Annotated in this window: 20 protein-coding genes; 11 read left to right on the top strand and 9 right to left on the bottom strand. The window is 62.8% G+C overall.

Going from position 1 to position 22,178, the window contains the following annotated elements:
• Positions 1-38: 38 nt before the first annotated feature.
• The 5 genes from PDMSB3_RS32175 (at position 39) to PDMSB3_RS32155 (ending at position 5,563) form a co-directional block, all read left to right on the top strand.
• Positions 39-983 carry an aromatic alcohol reductase gene (locus PDMSB3_RS32175; protein ID WP_007177936.1) on the top strand — a complete coding sequence of 315 codons (945 nt, stop codon included), beginning with the start codon at positions 39-41 and terminating at the stop codon, positions 981-983.
• 154 nt (positions 984-1,137) lie between these two features.
• Positions 1,138-1,899 (top strand): DUF3348 domain-containing protein, encoded by a 762-nt coding sequence (locus tag PDMSB3_RS32170; RefSeq protein WP_007177935.1) that lies wholly within the window; start codon positions 1,138-1,140, stop codon positions 1,897-1,899.
• 10 nt (positions 1,900-1,909) lie between these two features.
• Positions 1,910-4,267, top strand: a complete 2,358-nt coding sequence (locus tag PDMSB3_RS32165) for a DUF802 domain-containing protein (RefSeq protein ID WP_165189055.1) — start codon at positions 1,910-1,912, stop codon at positions 4,265-4,267.
• Positions 4,264-4,911: an OmpA family protein gene (locus PDMSB3_RS32160; protein WP_007177933.1), complete on the top strand. Its 648-nt coding sequence runs from the start codon at positions 4,264-4,266 to the stop codon at positions 4,909-4,911. Before PDMSB3_RS32165 ends, PDMSB3_RS32160 begins: the two co-directional genes overlap by 4 nt.
• Positions 4,904-5,563 carry a DUF2894 domain-containing protein gene (locus PDMSB3_RS32155; RefSeq protein WP_007177932.1) on the top strand — a complete coding sequence of 220 codons (660 nt, stop codon included), beginning with the start codon at positions 4,904-4,906 and terminating at the stop codon, positions 5,561-5,563. The genes PDMSB3_RS32160 and PDMSB3_RS32155 overlap by 8 nt, the downstream gene beginning before the upstream one ends.
• A 63-nt stretch (positions 5,564-5,626) precedes the next feature.
• Here PDMSB3_RS32155 and PDMSB3_RS32150 read toward each other — a convergent pair whose 3' ends face one another.
• A complete protein-coding gene (locus tag PDMSB3_RS32150) occupies positions 5,627-5,920 on the bottom strand; it encodes a TFIIB-type zinc ribbon-containing protein (protein WP_007177931.1) in 294 nt (97 codons plus the stop codon).
• 85 nt (positions 5,921-6,005) lie between these two features.
• Positions 6,006-6,758 carry a TerC family protein gene (locus PDMSB3_RS32145; protein ID WP_007177930.1) on the bottom strand — a complete coding sequence of 251 codons (753 nt, stop codon included), beginning with the start codon at positions 6,756-6,758 and terminating at the stop codon, positions 6,006-6,008.
• 120 nt (positions 6,759-6,878) lie between these two features.
• On the opposite strand from PDMSB3_RS32145, the gene PDMSB3_RS32140 reads away from it, so the two are divergent.
• The gene (locus PDMSB3_RS32140; protein ID WP_007177929.1) at positions 6,879-7,760 is read left to right on the top strand and encodes a LysR family transcriptional regulator; all 882 of its coding nucleotides are present in this window, start codon (positions 6,879-6,881) and stop codon (positions 7,758-7,760) included.
• Here the strand turns inward: PDMSB3_RS32140 and PDMSB3_RS32135 are convergent.
• Positions 7,733-8,194, bottom strand: a complete 462-nt coding sequence (locus tag PDMSB3_RS32135; RefSeq protein WP_007177928.1) for a hypothetical protein — start codon at positions 8,192-8,194, stop codon at positions 7,733-7,735. The genes PDMSB3_RS32140 and PDMSB3_RS32135 overlap by 28 nt on opposite strands.
• 239 nt (positions 8,195-8,433) lie before the next feature.
• A complete protein-coding gene (locus PDMSB3_RS32130) occupies positions 8,434-8,754 on the bottom strand; it encodes a DUF4148 domain-containing protein (RefSeq protein ID WP_007177927.1) in 321 nt (106 codons plus the stop codon).
• A gap of 415 nt (positions 8,755-9,169) precedes the next feature.
• Here PDMSB3_RS32130 and PDMSB3_RS32120 point away from each other — a divergent pair, with 415 nt between their 5' ends.
• Positions 9,170-9,919 (top strand): hypothetical protein, encoded by a 750-nt coding sequence (locus tag PDMSB3_RS32120; protein WP_007177925.1) that lies wholly within the window; start codon positions 9,170-9,172, stop codon positions 9,917-9,919.
• A gap of 28 nt (positions 9,920-9,947) precedes the next feature.
• Here the strand turns inward: PDMSB3_RS32120 and PDMSB3_RS32115 are convergent, their stop codons facing one another.
• The 3 genes from PDMSB3_RS32115 to PDMSB3_RS32105 form a co-directional block, all read right to left on the bottom strand.
• Positions 9,948-11,114, bottom strand: a complete 1,167-nt coding sequence (locus PDMSB3_RS32115; RefSeq protein ID WP_007177924.1) for a porin — start codon at positions 11,112-11,114, stop codon at positions 9,948-9,950.
• A gap of 542 nt (positions 11,115-11,656) precedes the next feature.
• Complete coding sequence (locus tag PDMSB3_RS32110; RefSeq protein ID WP_007177923.1) at positions 11,657-13,153, bottom strand: sensor histidine kinase; 1,497 nt, start codon at positions 13,151-13,153, stop codon at positions 11,657-11,659.
• Positions 13,150-13,896: a response regulator transcription factor gene (locus tag PDMSB3_RS32105; RefSeq protein ID WP_165189053.1), complete on the bottom strand. Its 747-nt coding sequence runs from the start codon at positions 13,894-13,896 to the stop codon at positions 13,150-13,152. Before PDMSB3_RS32105 ends, PDMSB3_RS32110 begins: the two co-directional genes overlap by 4 nt.
• Positions 13,897-14,149: 253 nt before the next feature.
• On the opposite strand from PDMSB3_RS32105, the gene PDMSB3_RS32100 reads away from it, so the two are divergent.
• On the top strand, positions 14,150-16,018 hold the full coding sequence (locus PDMSB3_RS32100) for a cytochrome c biogenesis protein DipZ (RefSeq protein ID WP_165189051.1): 1,869 nt from the start codon (positions 14,150-14,152) through the stop codon (positions 16,016-16,018).
• Between the two features lie 53 nt (positions 16,019-16,071).
• On the top strand, positions 16,072-16,812 hold the full coding sequence (gene msrA / locus PDMSB3_RS32095) for a peptide-methionine (S)-S-oxide reductase MsrA (protein ID WP_007177920.1): 741 nt from the start codon (positions 16,072-16,074) through the stop codon (positions 16,810-16,812).
• Positions 16,813-18,301: 1,489 nt separating this feature from the next.
• On the opposite strand, the gene PDMSB3_RS38030 is transcribed toward msrA, so the two are convergent.
• Entirely contained in the window at positions 18,302-18,466 is a 165-nt protein-coding gene (locus tag PDMSB3_RS38030) for a hypothetical protein (RefSeq protein ID WP_232064378.1), read from the bottom strand.
• On the opposite strand from PDMSB3_RS38030, the gene PDMSB3_RS32090 reads away from it, so the two are divergent.
• Positions 18,460-20,229: a hypothetical protein gene (locus tag PDMSB3_RS32090; RefSeq protein WP_232064377.1), complete on the top strand. Its 1,770-nt coding sequence runs from the start codon at positions 18,460-18,462 to the stop codon at positions 20,227-20,229. The two genes, PDMSB3_RS38030 and PDMSB3_RS32090, sit on opposite strands and share 7 nt — an antisense overlap.
• 176 nt (positions 20,230-20,405) lie before the next feature.
• Here PDMSB3_RS32090 and PDMSB3_RS32085 read toward each other — a convergent pair whose 3' ends face one another.
• Positions 20,406-21,197 (bottom strand): hypothetical protein, encoded by a 792-nt coding sequence (locus PDMSB3_RS32085; RefSeq protein ID WP_165189047.1) that lies wholly within the window; start codon positions 21,195-21,197, stop codon positions 20,406-20,408.
• 172 nt (positions 21,198-21,369) lie between these two features.
• Here PDMSB3_RS32085 and PDMSB3_RS32080 point away from each other — a divergent pair, with 172 nt between their 5' ends.
• A complete protein-coding gene (locus PDMSB3_RS32080; RefSeq protein WP_007177917.1) occupies positions 21,370-22,044 on the top strand; it encodes an HAD family hydrolase in 675 nt (224 codons plus the stop codon).
• The last annotated feature ends 134 nt before the right edge of the window (positions 22,045-22,178 follow it).

Raw genomic sequence — 22,178 nt, 5'->3', positions numbered from 1 at the left:
CCACTCACACTGTTCCGAACTTCGAAAAGGCTCCGCCCATGTCGCACACTCAATCCATTCTCGTTCTCGGCGCCGGTGAACTCGGCATGGCCGTCTTGCGCAGTCTCGCGCGCCGGACCGCATCGGCGCCTGGCGTGTCGGTCGCGGTTCTGTTGCGCCCTTCGACCCTGCAATCGCACGATGCCGCCAGGCAAAAGGAGCTGGCCGAACTGCGCGCGCTTGCCATCGAACTCGTGCCGGGCGACCTGGCCGCGCAGTCCGAGGCTTCGCTTGCCGCGCTGTTCCGGCGCTTCGACACGGTCATCTCCTGCACCGGGTTTGTCGGCGGCAAGGGCGTGCAGCTCAAGATCGCCCGTGCTGCGCTCGAGGCTGGCGTCGCGCGTTATTTCCCGTGGCAATTCGGCGTGGACTATGACGTCATCGGCCGGGGCAGCGCGCAGGATCTGTTCGACGAACAGCTCGACGTCCGCGACCTGCTGCGCGCGCAAGACCGGACCGAATGGGTGATCGTGTCGACCGGCATGTTCACGACTTTTCTGTTCGAGCCGTCCTTCGGCGTGGTCGACCTGGAACGGAACACCGTGCATGCGCTCGGCAGTTGGGACAACGCGGTGACGGTCACCACGGCCGACGACATCGGCATGCTGACCGCGGAGATCGTGTTCGCAGAACCACGCATTGCCAACGAGGTGGTGTTCGTCGCCGGCGACACGGTGAGCTATCGCCAGGTGGCCGATTGCGTCGATGCAATGCTTGGGCGGAAGACCCGCCGCGTCGAATGGAGCGTGCCGCATTTGAAAACCGAACTGGCCGATGAGCCCGACAGTTCGCTCAGAAAGTACCGCGTGGTGTTCGCCGAGGGCGCGGGCGTGTCGTGGAGCGTGGATCGCACGTTCAACGCGCGGCGCGGCCTGGCCGTGTGCAGCATGGAGCAATGGATGCGCGAGCACCTTCTGACGAGCGAAGGCGTGTCGCCTCAATAATTGTTGCGCAACCGGTCGGAGCAGCGGGCTGGAAAGGCCGCCGGACGGGGCATTCGCGACATTGAAACGCCTCTCGCGCGCGGCCCGCGGAGCGGGCGGCAACCGCCGCGGTCCCGTCAGCGTGTAAACTGCTGACTTTTTTGCCTCCGGTGGTATGTTGCAAACCCCCCAGCGCACTGCGCTCAGCGGCCCGGCGCTCATTCGCTTACTGGCGCGCCTGGCGGATGTCGATGTTCCCGAATCCCGGCAATCGCTTTCGGACCGGCTCAGCCAATGGCTCGGCTGGACCGACGCCATCGCGCTGTCCTCGGCGCTGAACGGCAATCCGCCTGCCGTTGCCGTTGCCGCTGGCGCGCGAGCCTTCGGCAGCGCCGAAGAGGCGGACTACCTCCGCGCGCGCAGCTCGTTGGCCAAAGCCATTACGGGCGATAGCGTGTTCGCAGTCGCGAGGCGGCACGGCTCCATGCACGCGTCCTCCCAGAGTGTGCCCACGGAGCCGGCAGCCGACTACGCCGTTTTTCGGCAGCGCTATCTCGCCATCCAGCAGTCGATGGAAACGGGTATCGGCAATCTGCGTGGCCGCCTGCGCGCCATGCTGGCGGCCAGAACGCCCAACATGGCGCGGCTCGCGGTGGTGGACGCGGTGATGGAGCGCGCGCTGAGCGAGCGCGAGCGCAGTCTGCTGGCCGGCGTGCCCGCGCTGCTCGCTGGGCACTTCGAGCGCTTGCGCGCCGCTGAACAGGCGGCGCTGGCCGCTGCCGAGGCCGCAAGCGAGACTGCAAGCGACGCAGCGGCGCCCACGCCCGGCGCATGGCTGAACCTGTTTCGCCAGGATATGCAGAGCGTGTTGCTTGCCGAACTGGAGATTCGTTTACAACCGGTCGAAGGGTTGCTCGCCGCCCTTCGCTCCAGCTAACTGGGACGCTATGTCCAGATATCGTATTGATCTCGTTGTGTTTCTGGCAGGTCTGGCCGCTGTGTGCTGGATCGCCGCCGGCTACCTTGGTTCGAACCCGCTGGCGCTGGCCGTCACCTTATTGATCGGCGTTTGCTACGTGGCGGGCGCGCTCGAATTGCATCGCTACCGCGAGGCCACCGGCACGCTGACGCGCGCCGTCGCGGGGCTGTCCGCGCCGCCGCCGAGCCTCGGCGCGTGGCTCGATCCTTTGCATCCCAGCTTGCGCAACGCGGTGCGCCTGCGCGTGGAGGGCGAGCGCGTGGCCTTGCCGGGGCCGGCGCTGACGCCTTACCTGGTCGGTTTGCTGGTATTGCTGGGCATGCTGGGCACGCTCCTCGGCATGGTGGCGACCTTGCGCGGCACCGGCATGGCGCTGGAAAGCGCGACCGACCTGCAGGCGATCCGCGCCTCGCTGGCCGCGCCGGTCAAGGGCTTGGGTTTTGCGTTCGGCACCTCGATTGCGGGCGTGGCGAGTTCCGCCATGCTGGGCCTGTTGTCCGCGCTATGCCGGCGCGAGCGTCTGCAGGCGGCGCAAATGCTCGACGTGAAGATCGCGACGACCTTGCGCATCTACTCGCAGACGCATCAGCGCGAAGAGGCCTTCAGGCTGCTGCAGCGTCAGACCGAGGTGATGCCCATGCTGGTCGACCGGCTGCAGACGATGATGGCGGCCATCGAACAGCAGAGCCTCGCGTTGAACGAGCGGCAGATCGCGAGTCAGGAGGCTTTTCACGGCAGGGCCGAGGCCGCCTACACGCGCCTCGCCAGTTCGGTCGAGCAGTCGTTGAAGACGAGCGTGGCCGACAGCACGCGCGCCGCCGGCGCGGCATTGCAGCCGGTCATGGAAGCCACGATGGCCGGCCTCGCGCGCGAAACGGCCGCGTTGCACGACACCGTCACGCAAGCCGTGCAGCGGCAACTGGACGGGCTGTCGAGCGGCTTCGAAGCGAGCACCACGACCGTCGCGGACATCTGGAACAAGGCGCTGGCGGAACATCAGCGTTCGAGCGAGGAACTGGCGCAGCACCTGCGCGCGTCGCTGGATCGCTTCACCGGCACTTTCGAACAACGTTCGGCCGGTTTGCTGGACGGCGTCGCCGCACGGCTGGAAAGTGCGGCGGGTGGCGTATCGCAGGCCTGGAACGAGGCGCTGTCGCGCCAGCAAAGCGTCGGCGAGAAGCTTGCGGCGAGCAACCAGCAAGCCTTGGCGGCAGCTGCCGCCACCTTCGAGCAGCACGCGGCGTCTTTGCTGCACGGCGTGGGACAGTCGCATGCGGACTTGCGGACCGAGTTGGCTTCGAAGGACGAACAGCGGCTCGCCGCGTGGACCGAAGCGCTCGGCGCGATGGCCGCGACGTTGAGCAAGGAGTGGGAGCAGGCGGGCGCGCGCACCGCGAGCCGTCAGCAGGAAATCTGCGAGACGCTGGCGCAAACCGCGCGCGATATTTCGGCCCAGACCCAGGCGCACGCGAGCAATACGATTGCCGGGATCGACCGGCTCGTGCAGGCCGCGGCGGAAGCGCCCAAGGCCGCGGCGAACCTGCAGGCGGAACTGGCCTCGCGGGATCAGCAACGGTTGGCAGCCTGGACCGAGACACTCGGTGCGATGGCTACGACGCTGAGCAAGGAGTGGGAACAGGCGGGCGCGCGCACTGCGAGCCGTCAGCAGGAAATCTGCGAGACGCTGGCGCAAACCGCGCGCGACATATCGGCCCAGACCCAGGCGCACGCCAGCAGCACGATCGCCGAGGTCGGCCAACTCGTGCAAGCCGCCTCGGAAGCGCCGAAGGCCGCCGCCGAAGTCGTCGCCGAACTGCGCCAGAAGCTCTCCGACAGCATGGTCCGCGACACCGCGATGCTGCAGGAGCGCAGCCGCCTGCTGGAAACGTTGGAAACCCTGCTCGACGCGGTCAATCATGCGTCCACGGAACAGCGCACGGCCGTCGACGCGCTCGTCGCCACCTCGGCGGATTTGCTGGAACGCGTGGGGACACGCTTCACCGACAGGATCGAACTCGAAACCGGCAAGCTGGGCTCGGTTGCCGCGCAGGTCACCGGCAGTGCCGTCGAAGTGGCGAGTCTCGGCGAAGCGTTCGGCGCCGCCGTGCAAGTGTTCGGCGAGTCGAACGACAAGCTGGTCGCGCACCTGCAGCGTATCGAAACCGCGCTCGACAAATCCCTCGCACGCAGCGACGAGCAGCTTGCTTATTACGTGGCGCAGGCGCGGGAGGTGATCGATCTGAGCGTGATGTCGCAGAAGCAGATCGTCGAAGACCTGCAGCAACTCGCCGGCCGGCGCGCGTCGGCGGGAGCTGAAGCGGCATGAGCGAGGACATCGACGGCGGCGTGGAGCAGGTCGCGCCGATCTGGCCGGTTTTCGGCGACCTGATGTCGGTGCTGCTGGGCGCTTTCGTGCTGATCCTCGTGGGCGTGATCGGCGTGCAGCTGGAGTTGTCGAGCAAACTGGAGCAGGAGGTCAAGCAGCGTCAGTTGGAAACGCAGCGCCGCAAGACGCTGGAGCAGGCGCTGGCCGGCCCGCTCGCAGCCGGGCGCGTGACGCTGGTGAATGGTCGCATCGGCATTAGCGGCAATGTGCTGTTCGCGTTGAACTCGGATCAATTGCAGCCGCAAGGCCGGGATCTGCTGAAGAGTCTGGCCGGGCCGCTGTCCGCGTATCTGCGCGCCAATGACGAAATCCTGATGGTGAGCGGTTTTACCGACGACCAGCGCTTGCGTGAAGGCAATCGTCGTTTTGCCGACAACTGGGAATTGTCCGCGCAACGCGCGCTGACGGTGACGCGCGCGTTGATCGACGACGGCGTGCCCGCGTCGTCGCTCTTTGCGGCAGCGTTCGGCTCCGGGCAGCCGGTGAGTTCGAATGCGGACGAACAGGGGCGCGCCAAAAACCGGCGCGTGGAAATCGCACCGGTCCCGCGCCCCTCGACCTCCACGGTGAAGCCTCATGAGTAACGACGAGAGCGACCCGATCAGCGCAGCCCGCGCGACGCTCGACGCCTGGCGCGAGCGCGGCGCCGATCGTCTGGAGCCTGTCCGCTTCCATTTCATCAACGCGCTGGCGCGGCGCGCGGCCGGCCATAGCGGCGAGGCGCGACGTATTCTGGATGACAGGCTGGCCGGTTTGCTGGAAGCCTATGCCAGGCAGATTGAAGGCGCGGCATCCGCGACTGCCTACGCCGACGCACGCACGCACAGCGCGGTGTCGGCAAACGAGCCTGCGCATGAAACGCTGAAGAGCCTGGTCGACTCCATCGCAAGGCAACCCGCACTCTCGACGATCGGCTTGCCGCGATCCGCCTCGTATCCAGAGTTGGCGGAGCTCGATTACTTCAGGGAAGTCTGGTCCAAAGTCCGTACCGAGAAGCAGATGCGGCAGTCGCTGGAGCAAGTGCCTGGGAATGCCGGTCCGCTCAATTCGAGCAGCCTCGTGCACCGGGCGCTCTCGCTCATGCGCGAGGTTTCGCCGGGTTATCTGAAGCAGTTTCTATCCTATGTCGACGCCTTGTCGTGGATGGAGCAGATCAACGGTGGCGCGGCGCCGGCGGGTAAGGATACGCCGCGCGCCGGCAATGCCGGCAAGAGCGCTCGCGGCAAAGCACGCTAACGTGATATGCGCCGGGATACTTCCGGCGCTTCGTTCAGCACCGTTCATCATGGCAGACGGTGCTCAGTCGAAATCGAATACGTCGAAAATCGAGCGCTTCTTCTTTTGCGTCCGGTAGCCCGTTCGATGATCGTCGTAGCCACGGTGACTGTCGTACGAGTGGTCCCGATCCCGGTGACTCTCACGGCTTGCGCGCGTGGCGGCCGGCGCGTCGAGATTCGCGGTGTCCTGCGCGATCAGCTTGTCGAGTTCGCCGCGATCGAGCCACACGCCGCGGCAGTCCGGGCAGTAGTCGATTTCAATCGAGCGGCGCTCGGTCATCAGCAGGTCGGTGGTCTTGCATACAGGGCATTTCATGGTGTCGCTCCTCAAGAGTACAAAGGCATCGAACGCTCGGTCCGGCGAGCCGCCCGATCCGGAAAAAACTATCTGCCGCTATCGATCATTGCCCGGTGCCGAGCGTGCGCTTCGATTTCGCGCGGCGTACCAGCATGTTCATCGCCTCGACGAACCCGGAGAACGCCATCGCCACATAGATGTACGTCTTCGGCACATGTGAGCCAAAACCTTCCGCAATCAGCGTCATGCCGATCACGAGCAGGAAACTCAGCGCGAGCGTGACAATGGTCGGATTGCGATCGATGAAGCGTGACAGCGGGCGCGCTGCGAACAGCATGACCAGCACTGCGCTGATCACCGCGACGAACATGATCGGCATATGGTCCGTCATGCCCACCGCCGTGATGATGCTGTCGACCGAAAACACGATATCGAGCAACAGGATCTGGCCGATCGCGCCCGCCACGGTCAACTGCACCGTGCTGCCCGTTTTGTCGCGTTCTTCTTCGGCATGGACCACGTGATGGTGAATCTCACGTGTCGCTTTCCAGACGAGAAACAGACCGCCGGAGAGCAGGATCAGATCGCGCCACGAAAACGCATGGCCGAACAGCGTGACGGCGGGCGCGGTCAACTGCGCGATCCACGCGACCGTACCGAGCAGGCCTAGCCGCAGCACGAGCGCGAGCATGATGCCAAGGCGCTGCGTGCGGGCGCGTTGGGCTTCCGGCAGCTTGTTGCTGAGGATCGAGATGAAGATCAGGTTGTCGATGCCGAGTACGATTTCCATCACGACCAGCGTGAGGAGCGCTGCCCATGCGGCAGGGTCGGTAGCGAGTGCGAGCAGGAAGTCCATAGTGTCGGTTGTCGAATGAATGTGGGTAACCTCGGAATAGCGTCATGATCGCTGTCTCTCCCGTTCGGATAAATCAGTGATACCCTGAGTAACATATCGGTTTTTTCGAACTGTCATGCCATGCTCAACTATCGTCACCTGTACTATTTCTGGATCGTCGTGAAGGAAGGCGGCTTTGCGCGCGCGGCCGAGCGGCTCGACATGGCGGTTCAGACCATCAGCGCGCAGGTGCGGGAGCTGGAAAAATCAATCGGGCGTCAATTGCTGAAACCGGCGGGGCGGGGCGTCACGATGACGGAGGCCGGCGAAACGGCATTCAATCGCGCGGAGCAGATTTTCCAACTCGGCGAGGCGCTCCTCGACGAAATGCGCGAGGCGGGCGGGGAAGGCGTGGCGCGGCTCGCCGTCGGTCTTTCCGACGGCATTTCAAAGCTCGCGGCACACGCGCTGCTGGCGCCGGTGCTCGGTACGCCGTCGCTCAGGCTGCTGTGTCACGAGGGCGAGCATGCGGAGTTGATGTCGGAGCTCGCGCTGCACCGGCTCGATCTCGTGCTCGCGTGCCAGCCGGCGCCGCACAATGCCGATCTGCGCGTCTTGAGCCAGCGCCTGGCCGGCTCGCCGGTGGATTGGTACGGCCCCACGGAGATCGTCCGCAAGTCTGCCCGCGCGGGCTTTCCGCAATGCCTCGCGGACGTGCCCCTGCTTCTGCCCACCCGGCACGCCGCGTTGCGCGCGCGGCTCGACCGGTGGTTCGAGGCGCAGGGTATCCGGCCGCGAATCGTCGGCGAGTTCGAGGACAGTGCGCTGATGGCGGTGTTCGCCGCGCGCGGTCTCGGCGTGTTTCCGCTCGCGGAACTGGGCGCGGAGGATCTCACGCTGCTGCGGGGCCTGCGCTGGCTCGGCCGCGCGGACGGCGTGATCGAGGAGATCCACGCCATCCGCTCGCGTCGTGGGCAACATCACGGGCTCGCGTCTCAGGTGGTGGCCGCCGCGCGGTTATAACTGCGCAGCACGTGTGACGGGAGACCCAGACGAGCCGCGACAGGCGTGAGATTGGGGCCCCACGCGTTCAATACCGCGGCAAGCAGCGCGATTTCGCCGTCCGCCAGATAATCGTCGGCGACCGCCACGGCCACACACAGGCGAATGACCTTGCGGCGCAGCACGGGGTCGTCGATCTCGTCGATCAAGGTCGTGAGCATGGCCGGGTCGAGATGACCCACCGGCGGCGCGAGCGAAGGCTGTGCGACCGAGTGGTCTTCGCACAACGTCTGCACGATCTGCTCGAATTGCGCAGGTGCGAGACCGAGTTCGCCGGCAATGTTCAGTCTGTCCAGCACACGTTCTTCCGAACTGCTGACGTGGCCGTCGGAGGTGAGGGCCAGCGCGACGATGCGTGCTGCGGCTTGAGGGCTGTTACGCGGATAGGTGCGCATGATGAGATCCTTTCGCGGACGATGTCCGTAGTGAAGATGAGCCCCAGTCTGCGGTATGTTGCGGATCGGATAAATCTGTTAATTGCGAAGCGAAGGTTCGGAAAAGACGAAGCTTTCCCGTAGGCGGTCAAGACCGGACATGGTCGACCTGTCGCCGATAAACGAGAGCGTCAATCGCAAAGACGATCGACGCTCAAAGGGGGAGCCCGCGATCCACGCGTTCACACACAGGATCGCCATCAATGCATTGGCATGCTCTGCATGGCAGGTTGGCCGCCCGCTAGCGCATTCATTTGGGCGGTATGCATGGCGGCCACTTTTCTTTCGGCTTCTTGAATGTCAGCGGGGTAGTCGCTTTCGTCACCGCGAGAAGGGTCGTATCCCGCCGCCTCTAACTCCTCGAGTTCATGCCGCACTTCGGCACGCGTAATCTGGTGCGTGCCGGACTCCGGCGACGCTTGCGCATAGACACCGGTTGATGTAACCAGAAAAGCCGTGCTCACGATGAGCGCTTTAGGCACGGCGCGGATCGCGAGCAGGTTCAGCGAGGGCAGTTTCATGTCGATACTCCTGAATGTACGAGCGCAATGCTTGAACTCGACATAGGTCGGCAGCAGCGCGCTCTGCACCGGTAAACCATCGGAGTGAATGTCTTATTCCCGGCGTCGATGCGTCAGCGCGCCGAAGGTGGGATGCGTGAGCAGAAAGGCGGGAATAAACGCTCGAAATCCGGAGTCTTGGAGTCATGAAGACACGAATTTGGGGTGCTCAAATGGACATTATCGACATGGCTCGTCAGTCGGGGATGGCGGTTATCCTCGACGGCAGAATTGGCCGCGAGGAATACCTTAGCGTTTGCGGTTCGCTGTCTGCTCTGCAGAAATTTGCCGACGCGGTGCGCGATAAGACGGCGAACCCTAAGCCGGGTGACGGGTACGGGAGACGGCCTGTGCGTTCTGTGTCGAGGAACTGACCGTGCCCACTTTGCTGCGCCGTTTCCAGTTCGTGTCCGGTGTCGTTCTGCTCGTCTATCTATTGCTGCATCTGGTCAATCACGCGCTGGGGATCTGGTCTCTGGATCTTGCCGGGCGAGGTCTCGTGCTGGCGCTGCGACTGTGGCACAGCATGCCGGGAACGGTGCTTCTATATGGCGCGGCCCTGCTGCATTTTTCGCTGGCGTTGCGAACCATCTACGGGCGCCGCTACTGGGCGTTGCCGCTCACCGAATGGGTTCGGCTGTGGGCAGGTCTGAGCCTTCCCCTGTTGCTGATCCGGCATGCGGTGTCCACCCGCCTTGCCGCCTCACTCTACGGCCTCGAACCGAACTATGAGCGCATTGTGATATCGCTAGTCACGAGCGGCACGCAAGGCTTGCAACTGGCACTCCTTGCACCCGGCTGGTTGCATGGTTGCCTTGGACTGTGGTTGCGTATGCGCCATCACGCTATGGCACGCCGCGCGAAACCCGTGTTGACAGGAATGCTTGTTCTGATGCCATTGTTGTCCGCCGCCGGTTTCATCCACATGAAGCAGGCGGTCATGGCAGCCAGTGTCGGGCCATTGCGGCCCGACCCGAAACTGGTTGCGCATCAACCGGCACTCGATGCATGGCGACACGACATCTTGATGCTGTACCTGTCGCTGCTGATAAGCGCATTCGTGGCCGGTCAGCTACGCAACTGGCTGGAGCGTCGGCGGCTTCGGAGGGCGGCGATCGGCGTCTGATTGCCGAGACTCCCGAAAAGCCGGGGAATCAGAAGCGATGGCGGATGCCCACGCGGAACGCCAACTGGTTGTCCGCGCCCGACCCCGACGGACCGAAGAAGCTCGTGCTGGAGCCGATCTGCGCCTGCACGTCGCCCGTTGCCGTATTGTGGCCCGAAGCGATCTGATAGATACCCAGCGCATACACGTCGGTACGTTTGCTCAGCGCGTAATCCACGCTCAGGTCGCCCTGATTCCAGTGGCCCGTATTCGCGTTGCTCAAATGCATGTACGTATAGCCCGCGCCGACCGTCAGTGCTGCGGTGAACGCGTATTTCGCGCCCGCATCGTAAGCCGTGAACGTGGTCGCCGCGCCGGTCAGCGTTTCGAAACGCGTATTGGTGTAGAGCGCCCACAGCGTGGCCGCGCCGATCGTATAGCGGCCGCCGATACCGTACGTACGCAGATCGCGCACGTTGCCCGTCGTGACGTTCGCAATCGTGGTCGAGAATGTCGGGACAGCCTGGCTCGGGAAGCGAATGTCCGTGTACGCCGCGCCGACGCTGATCGGACCGTTCGCATAGTTCGCGCCGAAGCTATATGCGCGCGACGAACCCGCGACCGGTGCCGCGCCCGTGCCGCTTGCCGGTGCGCCCGCAAAAGCGCCCGCCTGGTTCGAGAAGCCATACAATGCGCCGAAGGTAAAGCCGGAGAAGTTCGCGCTGCTGAACTTGACAGCGTTGTTGATGCGGCTGGACGTCAACTGGTCGACGTCGTTGATGTGATAAGCGTAGTTGCCCGCGACGGTCTGGCTACCATTCGAATACGTGCCGCCCAGGTAGTCTGTCGAAAACGAGTACTGGCGGCCGAACGTCAGCGCGCCGACGCCGTCTTGCGACAGTCCGACGAACGCCTGACGGCCGAACATGGCGCCGCCCTGACCCAGCGTGCCGTTGCCGCTGTTGAAGCCGTTTTCCAGCACGAACAGCGCCTTCAGGCCACCGCCCAGATCTTCCGTGCCGCGAATGCCCCAACGGCTGCCCGACGCCACGCCGTCGTCATATTTGACGAGGCGGTCGTGGCTCGTGCCGGCGCGAGCGTTGTTCACATAGCTGATGCCGGCATCGATCAGGCCGTACAGCGTGACGCTGCTTTGCGCATGCGCGTTGAGCGTTACGCTCCCAAGGACGGCGGTTGCGAGGAGAGTCTTTTTCATTTTTCCTTCTTTTTATAGGATGGCGGCGCAGCGCGTGTTGCGGGGCGGCGCGCGACCGGGGTTTGCAAACGACACCAGACATATCGGGCACCCGCGACAAGGCGGCGCGAGGTCGCGCAAGCGGAGATCGATGTCTGAAGAACGCGAATGAACGGGGGGGCGAGACAACGAACACGCTGTGCGTGATCGCCGCTGCCTGACGACGGACGCGTCGAAGCATCGGCGAATAATTTCGCAGCGTGGGCGTCGTTGAGAAAAGCGCACCGCCTTGACCGTTATGTCTTGCGGAATATATCGGTACGTTATCTGTCCGTAAACGATTTAGTGGTTATTTGTCGTCTTTATGACACACAGTAAGGTGGTGTGTGTCATGGACAGCGGGCGTTTCGTTCGCTATATCCAGGCAGATATGGCCGAAGAAGGGGGCGGGAAGCAGCGTCGAAGCAGGCGCTCGCCGACGGTCGTTCGGCTCGGTTTATGACGACTTGCTGGTCTGAGCCGTCTCGCACATGGCATCTCGCAGCGAGTTCCAGCGCGAGCCGTCACAAAGGGATGCCGGCGGCACTCGCTCTGACGACAGCCGTCGGCAACTCGAAACAGAAGGTCGTGCCCGTTCCTTCCTTATCGAGCAGGCGTATCTGGCTATGCTGCAATTGCAGCATGCGCTGGACGATCAGCAACCCGAGTCCGCCGCCCCGATGCATGCCGCCGGAGCTGAATGGGCGCTCGAACAGCCCCTCGCGCTGCTCCTGTGGAATACCGGGCCCCGTGTCGCTGAGCATGATCGACACCTTGCCGTCCTTGTGCGCGAGATCGATCTCAATCGATCCTTCGGCGGGTGTGTGGCGGATCGCGTTGTCGAGCAGGTTCGTCAGCACGCGCTCGATCATGGCCAGGTCGGCGCAGACATTCGGCAGGCGCGGCGCAATGACCGCTCGCAACTGGATGTGCCGCGCCTCGGCCGGCAACTCGAATTTCTGAAAGACGTCCTGCACCAGGTCGACCAGCGAAAATTGTTCGAACGCCGGTTGCACATTACCGTGTTCGAGCCTGGCCAGTTCGAACAACGCCTGTGCGAGCCGGCCCACCTTGACGCTTTGTGCGAGCGCGATGGCCAGATAACGTTTGCGCTCCGTTTCGCCTAGCGTGTCGGCCTTCAGCGACAGTGTTTCGAGGTAGCCGTGCAGCGAGGTCAACGGCGTGCGCAGATCGTGCGAAATGTTGGCGATCAGTTCGCGGCGCTGCTGATCCTGACGCGTCAGCGCGCGCCATTGATCGCCGATGCGGTTCGCCATCTGCGCGAACGTGGCTTCGAGGACCGCGATTTCGTCGCGCCGTCCGGCCACCGACGAGCGCGGCACACTCGGCTGGATATCGGGCTCACCTTCCGCATCGAAGCGGCGCATGGCGTCGGTGAGGCGGCGCAGCGGCCGCGTGATCAGGCCGAATGCGGTCAAACCGGCGAGCAATCCCAACAGCGCGACCAGCGCCATCGACCACAACGTCGTGCGCAGCACCGAACTGGCCGCCACGTGCGCGGCGAGCGCGTCGTGTTCTTCGCCGAGCAGGACCACGTAGATATACCCGGACGGTGCCTGCCCGCCCAGTTGCAGCGGCGCTGCGCTGAACACCTTCCTGCCGTCGAGGCTGCGCGGGTCGTCGCCGAGAATCGGCAGCGGCTCGCCCGCAATGAATCGGTGGATCGGCGTCAGATCCACCTGCGCGCGCTTCACGTGTCCGGCGGGCGCGTCGTCGCCTTGAATGCGGCCTTGGTCGTCGAGCAGATACACCTCGACGCTCGGATTCACCATCATCAGTTGCCCGAACAGTTGCCGGACCGCGTCGGGCCGCAAGCCGTTGGCATCCATCAGCGTGGTGCGATGAGCGATATGGTCGGCGAGGTTGCGCGACAGACTTTGTATGACTTCTTTTTCGTGCAGATCGCTCGAACGGATTTGCAGGAACGCCGACGCACCGCAGCACGCGAGCAACAGCACGGAAAAAACGAGCGAAAGCCGCTGGGTCAGCGTCAGATTCACGATGCGTCCTTCGGTGCGCCGTTGGGCGCGGCTGTCTCGCCAGGCACAGCGAGCTTGTAGCCGCGTCCCCAGACGGTCAGGATGCGCTCGGGTTGGGCCGGATCGGCCTCGATCTTCGCGCGCAGCCGGTTGATATGCGTGTTGACGGTGTGCTCGTAGCCCTCGTGCTGATAGCCCCACACCGCATTGAGCAGGTCCATTCGCGAGAACACCTTGCCGGGGTGCTGCGCGAAGTAGTACAGCAGGTCGAATTCGCGCGGCGTGAGTTCGATCGGCTTGCCGTCGGCGGCCGCCTCGCGCGTGAGCGGATCGATTGAGAGCCCGGCAAGCCGCAGACTGCCGGCTTCGATCCGCGAATCTTTCGCGAGAGCGTCGACGCGGCGCAGCAGAGCCTTGACGCGTGCCACCAGTTCCAGCACGGAGAACGGTTTGGCGAGATAGTCGTCCGCGCCCAATTCGAGGCCGAGAATGCGGTGCACCTCGCTCGAACGCGCGCTGGTGATGATGATCGGCGTATAGCGTGTCATCGCGCGGGCGCGCCGGCAGATTTCCAGTCCGTCGACGCCTGGCAGCATCAGATCGAGAATCAGCGCATCCCAGCCGCCTTGTTCCAGCAGGCGCAGCCCTTCATTGCCGTCGGCACTGTGCACGACTTCATAGCGCTCGTCGCGCAAATGAAGGCTCAGCACGTTGGCGATGTCGACGTCGTCTTCGACGATCAGGATGCGCTTCGGATTGTCCATGGCTGGCTTCAGCGGCAGTTCGGGGCGTGGTTCAAAAGCAGGACCGGGAAAGGCGGCCATTGCGTCATTGTGCAAAATTTCCCGGCGGCGAGTTATCACATTTAATTTAACTTTCCGTGAGGACTTCGGGATCGGTGGCGCTCTAGCATGTGGGCACTTTCCGCAATATCAGGCCCTGGATGAGCTGTACGCCGGCTGCCGCCCGAGCCCGCGTGCCTACTGTAACCGACCTGCACGAACGTTCGGAATCGCCATGCTACTCATCGTTCTCGCCTATCTCGGCGGCGCTCTCACCATTCTCAGCCCGTGCATCCTGCCGGTGCTGCCGTTTGTTTTCGCGCGCGCCGATCAGCCTTTCGTGCGCAGCGGCTTGCCCTTGCTCGCCGGCATGGCGCTGACGTTCGCCGTTGTCGCGACGCTGGCCGCCGTGGGCGGCGGCTGGGTTACGCAGGCCAACCAGTATGGCCGCTGGCTGGCTATCGCGCTGCTCGCGATTTTCGGGCTGACGTTGCTGTTCCCACGCTTCGCCGATCATCTGATGCGGCCGCTCGTCAGCGCCGGCAATCGCCTGTCCGATTTCGCGCAGGCCGACGGCCAGCAGGTTCGCGCGGGTTCGTCGTTCTTGCTCGGCATTGCCACCGGCCTGCTGTGGGCACCGTGCGCCGGTCCGATTCTCGGTCTCGTGCTGACCGGCGCGGCACTGCGCGGCGCGAGCGTCGGCACCACGCTGCTGCTGGCGGCTTATGCGGCCGGCGCGGCGACGTCTCTGGCAGTGGCGCTGCTGATCGGCGGCAAGGTGTTCACGGCAATGAAGCGTTCATTGGGCGCGGGCGAGTGGATTCGCCGCGGGATCGGCGTTGCGATGCTGGGTGGCGTGGCCGCGATCGCGCTCGGTTTCGACACCGGCGTGCTCGCCCGTGTCTCGACGGTCGCGACCGGCGGTCTCGAACAGAGACTCGTCGACAAGCTTTCGCCGACAGCGGCGGCGAGCAAGTCGTCTGTTGCGGGAAACCCGTCGGACGTATCCGGCAGCGGCGCGATGAAAAGCGCCGACCCGGCGACGCAATCGACCGCTGACACCGAACCCGCCGCTGCCACGATGTCCGGCGGCGCGATGATGCGCACCGTCGCCGATGCGGCGCCGCTGCCGGTCGAAGGCGTGCTGCCCCCGTTGGACGGCGCGGTCCAATGGCTCAATTCGCCACCGCTCACATTGCAGGATCTGCGCGGCAAAGTCGTGCTGATCGATTTCTGGACTTACTCCTGCATCAACTGTCTACGTTCGCTGCCGTATGTCAAAGCGTGGGCGCAGAAATACAAGGATCAGGGGCTCGTCGTGATTGGCGTGCACGCGCCGGAATTCGCCTTCGAGCGTAATATCGACAACGTGAAGAAGGCCACGCATGACCTCGGCGTCGACTACCCCGTGGCGATCGACAACAACTACGCGATCTGGCGCGCGCTGAATAACCAGTACTGGCCCGCACACTATTTCATCGACGCCAAAGGTCAGATCCGCTATCACCATTTCGGCGAAGGCGACTATGCGGAATCCGAAAGGGTGATCCAGCAATTGCTGACCGAAGCGGGTCACGCGAATGCGTCGAAGGTTGCAATCGGTATTGCGAGCGCTGGCGCACAAGGCGTACAGGCCGCCGCGGACAACGCCGACATGCAATCGCCGGAAACCTATGTCGGTTATCAGCGGGCGGAGAACTTCGCGTCGCCGGGCGGGGAAGTCGAGGGCAAGACGCATACCTATGCGGCACCGTCGCTGCCCGGCGTCAACGAATGGGGTCTTGCCGGTTCATGGAATGTGGGCGCGGAGCACGCCACGCTCGCCGCCGCGTCGGGACGGATTGTGTATCGCTTTCATGCGCGCGACCTGCATCTGGTGCTCGGTCCGGGTAAGGACGGCAAGCCAGTGCAGTTTCGCGTGAGCCTCGACGGTGCCGCTCCCGGCGCCTCGCACGGCACAGACATCGCGCCCGATGGTAGCGGCACTGTGACCGGGCAGCGTCTGTATCAACTGGTGCGGCAAAGCGGCGAGGTTGCGGACCATACCTTCTCGATCGAATTTCTCAACCCGGGGGTGCAGGCGTTTGCCTTCACGTTCGGATAAGCCGGCACAAGCGGCCTCATTCGACACTAACCTGATCTCAAGGACTGACCATCATGCGCACGATACCCACTGGCCCAGCGTCGCTGCGGAAGCGTTTTTCCGTCACTCGGCTCACAGGCCTCGTCGTCGTTGCTTTGGGCGTCGTGGCCGCGCAGCACGTCGCGCATTCGGCTGAGGCCGCCACAAAGATTCCGGCTCCCGTGCAGGACGAGAAGGCCGCCGCGACGCACAGCGAAACGGCGGTATTCGCGGGGGGCTGCTTCTGGGGCGTGCAAGGCGTGTTCGAACACGTGCGCGGCGTGAAGCAGGTCGCCTCGGGTTATAGCGGCGGCGCGGCTTCCACGGCGCAATACGAGACCGTCAGTGAAGGGGACACGGGACACGCGGAGTCGGTGCAGATTACTTACGATCCGACGCAGATCACGTATGGGCGTTTGCTGCAGATATTCTTCTCGGTCGCGCACAATCCTACCGAACTGAACTATCAGGGCCCCGACCACGGCACGCAATATCGCTCGGCGATTTTTCCCGTGAATGCGACGCAGCGCGGCATCGCGCAATCGTATATCGCACAACTCGATAACGCACATGTGTTTTCAGCGCCGGTCGTGACGCATGTGGAGAACTTCAAGGGCTTCTATCCGGCCGAAAGCTATCACCAGAACTTCCTCGCACTGCATCCGGACTACCCGTATATCGCTGTTAACGATCTGCCGAAGGTGGCCGACCTGAAGCGCATGTTCCCGGATATTTATCGCAACGATCCCGTTTTGCTCGCTACCTCGACGCAATAGAACGTCGGTTAACGAATTCGTATTACTAATATAAATTGCACGCACGGAACGCGGACCAAAAAAAGCGTCAGTAATCGACTGACGAATCAAAGATGTGCGTTTTCCGCCTCAGCACGAGGCGGAGTTTTTCCATTCACGCCTGTTTGGAAAATCTCCGGCCGCCTCGCTTCCGGCTTTCTCGTAGTTATCACTTATCGCCTGAAAACACGGCACGTTACGCGGATGAAACGTTTATAATTCGTCTGCCAAAAACCTTCTGTAACTAATACCGGAGATCTGGCTAAACGCCATCGCTCATGTAACAGTTACGGCGATGGTTGTTGTTCGCCATTGGGCTGCTTTTGTACGTAAAGCGGGCGTGGCGGAAAGCGCTACGCTTCATATGCGACGCATCTGGTTGCAGTGCGAGCGGACGGGCTGATCGCGGACCAGTCGGATTTTTGGGTCCGAACCCGACTCGCAAGGCGAGGGCGCACCTCGATAGCTGTCGAGCCGACGAGTTCACATCAATAGCGGACTGTCAACGGTGAACGAAAAGAAGTTGGGTTAATTCTTCGTCATCCTGAATTTAGAAATTGCAACTGTTGGTGCGAAACCTGTTTGTCAAAATGAGGTGCGCCGGACTGTCAGCGAGCCTCGGCAGATGTTCCAGTCGCGTCGGCGGCATGCATGAATCCCTTGTGACGTTTTCCCGGTCAGGCGATCGGTGAAATGCTTTGCAGCGATCAGGAAGCCGATGGGAATTTTCACGCAATCGGTGCGTGCCGTCTGATTTTGGTGCGCGCTATGCCCGATCGACTGCGTAGAAATTTCATATGCAGATGTTGATAGCGATTTGTCGAGAAATCATCGTTCGATAAAATGGTAAGTATCACGTAATAAATGAATGGTTGCCCGACACGAGGGGTAGCAACGCTGATCGCGCTGTTGTTGGCGATAGTCAGCATGCGCGCGGACGGATAGTGCGATTGCCACTGAATAGCGGCACATCAAGGCTTCAGTTTCATCAGCAATGAACGCGGTCATCGCGTTCCCAGCTTCACCTCTCTCTCTGTACTCAATAACGCCAAAGCGGGACGACTGATCGATCTTGCTGAATTCTCGGGGAAAACCTGCTTTTAGCGAAACTTACGGACAATGACGAGATACTTGAAACTATTGGGAGTTGCATCAGCGACAGTGTTGGCATCGTTTGCCGCGGAAAGTGCGCAAGCTCAGGCAACCATCACGGTCTCAGGACAGCAATACAAGTTGTGCGCACAGGAGAATGGCAATTGCTCTTTCCTCGGAACGGCCTCGGTGGTGTTCGGTGCGGTTCCACCCAACGCGCCTTCGGTGATGTTGACCGCGCCGCGTACGTTCAGCAACGGCGTCGGCTGCTATGTCGGCGCGGTGTCGCAGTCAGACCCGGCGTACGGCTACGGCAAGTCATGCTGGATTAAGGCGGTCGCCGCAACACCGACCCCGACTCCTACTCCGGCTCCCGCGCCTACGCCGGCGCCTGCGCCGACGCCGACTCCAACTCCGGCTCCCACGCCGACTCCGACTCCGACTCCGACTCCGACTCCGACTCCGACTCCGACTCCGACTCCGACTCCGACCCCCACGCCCACGCCCACGCCCGCACCGGCTCCCGGCACTTCGACCATGTCATGCAGCACGCCGACGCAAACGGCCGGCGGAACCGCGAACGGCGTGATCAGCGCCGATACGCCCACCACCGACGGTCTGCGCGTGTTCCAGAACAACGCCTCGTTCAAGCTGGCGATTACGACGAACGCACCGAGCGCGGATACCGTCGTCTGGTCAGTAGCGGATTCGACTGGCGCGATCAAGACACAGGGAAGTTTTGCAGTCAAGGCAGGCGTGCAAACCAGTACGATTCCGTGTACGTCGACGTGGTCCGGCTATGGCGCACTCACCGCCACGCTGCGTTCGAACGGTGGTACGTTGCCGAGAAGCGGCACGCGCCCGGTCGGCATCGCGACCTTCGGTGTACTGCCGAATCTGGGTTCGGCACTGGGCACCGTGACGTATGCGCATCAGGATCAGCACCGCTTCGGTATGCAGGGCTTCAACGGCAACATCGCCGCGCTGCACGCTCTGGGCATTTCTTGGACGATCGACGATCGCGAGGTGTCAGCCATGGAACCCAACGGTCCGAACACCTATACGCCGAGCGTGAATGACCTCGATCCGTTCTATAAAGCCAATCCGGACCAGATGCGTATCGTGCGTCTCGACGGACTGCCGGCGTGGGATTCGAAAACCGGTCAGTTCAACGACAGCTACTACGCTCCTTCCAACATGCCTGAATTCCAGAGCTTCATGGCGAAGGTCGGTACCGATACCAGCCTGATTCGTGCCGCTAATTATCCGAACCAGCAGAAGAACTACTATCAGGTGACCTGGGAGCCGAGCCTCGGCTGGGCGGATAGCGACGCGAACTTCGTCGCCATGTACAAGGCTGCTTATCAAGGCATTCACTCGACCGATCCGAATGCGGTCGTGATGGGCACCGGCAATCCGTTTGCCGCGAATTGCGATACCTGCACGACGGGTTATCTGCAGAAGTTCGGCGCACTCGGTCTGTGGAATTACATCGACGCGGTCGCAACGCATGGCTACTGGAATGCGGGTACGTACCCGTCCCATCCGCCTGAGTTGCAGGACTCGGATCCGGATCCGGCGAACCAGGCCAACGCGCTAGACAATCAGATGACGCAGCTGCGCTCGGTCATGCAGGCAGGCAAGCCGAACATGAAGCTCTTCTTCACCGAAGCCGGCGTGAGCTACGATCCGGGCCTTAACTACGGTCCCAATGTACCTTCGCAGAACCAGTTGTTCGCGCATGCGGCGGTTGGCGTGCGGGCGCACATCATCGTGCTTGGCGGCGGCGCTCAGGTCACGACGCTGTTCTACGGTGCCGACTATCCTGGTGAAGTGGGCTACGGCTCGTTCTTCGATCTGAACGACGCACAAGGCGCGTTCGGGGCGACGAACCTTTCGCCGAAACCTGAAGCAATGGCTTTCGCGACGATGACCCGGGCTCTCGACGGCACGAATACGCTGGGCCGGATCAAGGGCGCACCGTCGGGAGTCTTCGCGTATGCGTTCCAGCAATTGGGGAACGGCAAGGTCGTGACGGCGGCGTGGACGCACAACAACGCGCAGTGGCCGGCGAGCAACGGCACGTATAGCCAGACCTATTCGACCAGCTATTCGCTGCAGGTCGACAACGCCGGCACCTCGGGCAACGTGACCAGGATCGATGGTTACGGCAATGTCAGCACGCTTGCGTACACCAACGGCCGGGTCGCGTTGACCCTCACCGAAGTGCCGCAGTACATCGTGTCGAACAACGCGACGGTTGCCAAGGCCAACGCTACTGTTCCGCTCGGTTACACGGGCCAGTAAGTAGCCCGGCAAGCAGTCCAGCCAGCGCTGAAAGCGATCGACGCGCCGCCGGTATCAATGGCGGCGCGTCGATTTTCGCATTGGCGGAATGCCGAACCATCACGATGTGTAGCGCTGACGCTGTCGCTGAAGCCGATCACATTCGACAGTACTTCATCCGGATCCGCGAGCGATCCCTACTGCTTCGCGTTCAAAACCTCAACACCCTTATCGGTAAAGAACGCAAGCCCGGCACCTAGCATGGCGTATTGGCTCCTGATAACCGGCATATCGTGCGGAACCGCATCGCGTAGCGCCGCAAGATACCTCGGCGTGAATATGCGATGCCAGTTGGCGGCAAGCTGATTCGCCGAATCTATCGTCTCGTGGCGCGCGGCGCCCCAGTTCACCCGCAGCGGAAAATGAACGAAGCGCGCGGCCTGCTTCGGATCGCCCTTCAGCGCGGCGAAATAAAAGCCCTGAGCCCGCGCCTCGAATGTCTCATCCGTTTCGTCGGTGATCATCGCGTAAAGGTGCCCCGCATTCGCATCCGCTGGTGACATCCCTTCGAGTGCGAGTTTGACCGGCAAAGTTTTTCCGCCGCCGCTCCAGGTGCCGGCAAGGCCCACGCTATTGGGAAAATCGAGTGGCTTCTCGCCATTCGATCCGTTGCCTACAAAGTGCAGATTGAAGGTGCCGTTCGCTTCCTGTAACGTCAGATTGCTGCCGGACTGTTGGCCGGTCAGTGCAATGTCCTTGAGGTAGCGATAGTAGAAGTAATGTCCCTCGCCTATGGCTTTGCCGTGCAAAACGAGCGTCATGCCGACCTTCGCTTCGCCGACGGTGCCGGAATACGTGACCCCGGTCGTGTTTTCGGTCTGCGCGAGGGCAGAGTGGTTGGCGCTCATCGAGAACGTCAACAGAGCAGCAAGCATCGCAATCGTGTGTCGCCGGGTCAGGCCATGAAGGCGCAATCGAGGTGTTTTCATGCAACGTCCCATTAGCGGAAGTCACGAGGCTAGCATGAACGGCACTGCGGGTGGATTGTCGCCCGCGTCGCGTCTGGAAGTTCGAAGCGGCGAAGCAGGAGGCCTGATCGCGCGACCGGCGGAACCCGGGACATGGCATATTGGAGGACGTGGTCATCAACAGGAGCTCACCATGCGAATCCAGACGTCTTTCCTCTTCGATCTCGACGGAACCCTGGTCGACAGCGTCTACCAGCACGTTCTGGCCTGGAAAGAAGCGCTCGACAGCGAAGGGATTCCCTTGTCGGTGTGGCGAATTCACCGCAAGATCGGCATGAGCGGCGGCCTCTTCACTCATCAGCTTCTGCGCGAGACGCACGGTGAAATCAGTGCCGAACGGGTCGAGCGTCTTCGTCATGCTCACGCCGCGGCTTATCAGCGATTGCGCGCACAGGTATGCCCGTTGCCGGGCGCGCGGGCCTTGCTCGACGCGCTGACGCAGGCCGGAACGCCGTGGGCCGTCGCGACCAGCGGCCGCATGGAGACGGCGGCGCTCAATCTGGAGGCACTGGGCGTCGATCCCGCGAAGGCCGTTGTCGTGACACGCGACGACGTCAAATATGCCAAGCCGGATCCCGATCTGTTCGTCGCCGCGGCTGGGCGCCTCGGCGTGCCCGTCGAAAATACGGTGGTGGTCGGCGACAGTATCTGGGACATGCTGGCGGCGCGGCGCTGCCGTGCGCTGGGCGTGGGCCTGCTGTCGGGCGGATACGGCACGGAGGAACTCGAACGTGCCGGTGCGCTGCGGGTCTACGACGATCCGGCCGATCTGCTGGAGCATCTGGACGAGGTGGCGTCGCGGCCGTAAAAACGGGTTGTATCTCGCGGATTTTCCCAGCACTGCCGTTGGTACTATATAGTTCAGCGGATACCGGCTCGTGGGACCAGCATGAGAGAATCTGCCCCATAAGCGGGTATGAGGCACGCCGGCGTGTTCCATAT

Origin of the sequence: Paraburkholderia dioscoreae (genome assembly GCF_902459535.1) — a bacterium.
Taxonomy (GTDB): domain Bacteria; phylum Pseudomonadota; class Gammaproteobacteria; order Burkholderiales; family Burkholderiaceae; genus Paraburkholderia; species Paraburkholderia dioscoreae.
This window is presented reverse-complemented; position numbering and strand designations above follow the sequence as displayed.

Coding starts and splice junctions, on each gene's coding strand:
- PDMSB3_RS32175 (WP_007177936.1), top strand. CDS start 39: ATGTCGCACACTCAATCCATTCTCGTTCTCGGCGCCGGTGAACTCGGC.
- PDMSB3_RS32170 (WP_007177935.1), top strand. CDS start 1,138: ATGTTGCAAACCCCCCAGCGCACTGCGCTCAGCGGCCCGGCGCTCATT.
- PDMSB3_RS32165 (WP_165189055.1), top strand. CDS start 1,910: ATGTCCAGATATCGTATTGATCTCGTTGTGTTTCTGGCAGGTCTGGCC.
- PDMSB3_RS32160 (WP_007177933.1), top strand. CDS start 4,264: ATGAGCGAGGACATCGACGGCGGCGTGGAGCAGGTCGCGCCGATCTGG.
- PDMSB3_RS32155 (WP_007177932.1), top strand. CDS start 4,904: ATGAGTAACGACGAGAGCGACCCGATCAGCGCAGCCCGCGCGACGCTC.
- PDMSB3_RS32150 (WP_007177931.1), bottom strand. CDS start 5,920: ATGAAATGCCCTGTATGCAAGACCACCGACCTGCTGATGACCGAGCGC.
- PDMSB3_RS32145 (WP_007177930.1), bottom strand. CDS start 6,758: ATGGACTTCCTGCTCGCACTCGCTACCGACCCTGCCGCATGGGCAGCG.
- PDMSB3_RS32140 (WP_007177929.1), top strand. CDS start 6,879: ATGCTCAACTATCGTCACCTGTACTATTTCTGGATCGTCGTGAAGGAA.
- PDMSB3_RS32135 (WP_007177928.1), bottom strand. CDS start 8,194: ATGCGCACCTATCCGCGTAACAGCCCTCAAGCCGCAGCACGCATCGTC.
- PDMSB3_RS32130 (WP_007177927.1), bottom strand. CDS start 8,754: ATGAAACTGCCCTCGCTGAACCTGCTCGCGATCCGCGCCGTGCCTAAA.
- PDMSB3_RS32115 (WP_007177924.1), bottom strand. CDS start 11,114: ATGAAAAAGACTCTCCTCGCAACCGCCGTCCTTGGGAGCGTAACGCTC.
- PDMSB3_RS32105 (WP_165189053.1), bottom strand. CDS start 13,896: ATGGACAATCCGAAGCGCATCCTGATCGTCGAAGACGACGTCGACATC.
- PDMSB3_RS32100 (WP_165189051.1), top strand. CDS start 14,150: ATGCTACTCATCGTTCTCGCCTATCTCGGCGGCGCTCTCACCATTCTC.
- msrA (WP_007177920.1), top strand. CDS start 16,072: ATGCGCACGATACCCACTGGCCCAGCGTCGCTGCGGAAGCGTTTTTCC.
- PDMSB3_RS32090 (WP_232064377.1), top strand. CDS start 18,460: ATGTCATGCAGCACGCCGACGCAAACGGCCGGCGGAACCGCGAACGGC.
- PDMSB3_RS38030 (WP_232064378.1), bottom strand. CDS start 18,466: ATGACATGGTCGAAGTGCCGGGAGCCGGTGCGGGCGTGGGCGTGGGCG.
- PDMSB3_RS32085 (WP_165189047.1), bottom strand. CDS start 21,197: ATGAAAACACCTCGATTGCGCCTTCATGGCCTGACCCGGCGACACACG.
- PDMSB3_RS32080 (WP_007177917.1), top strand. CDS start 21,370: ATGCGAATCCAGACGTCTTTCCTCTTCGATCTCGACGGAACCCTGGTC.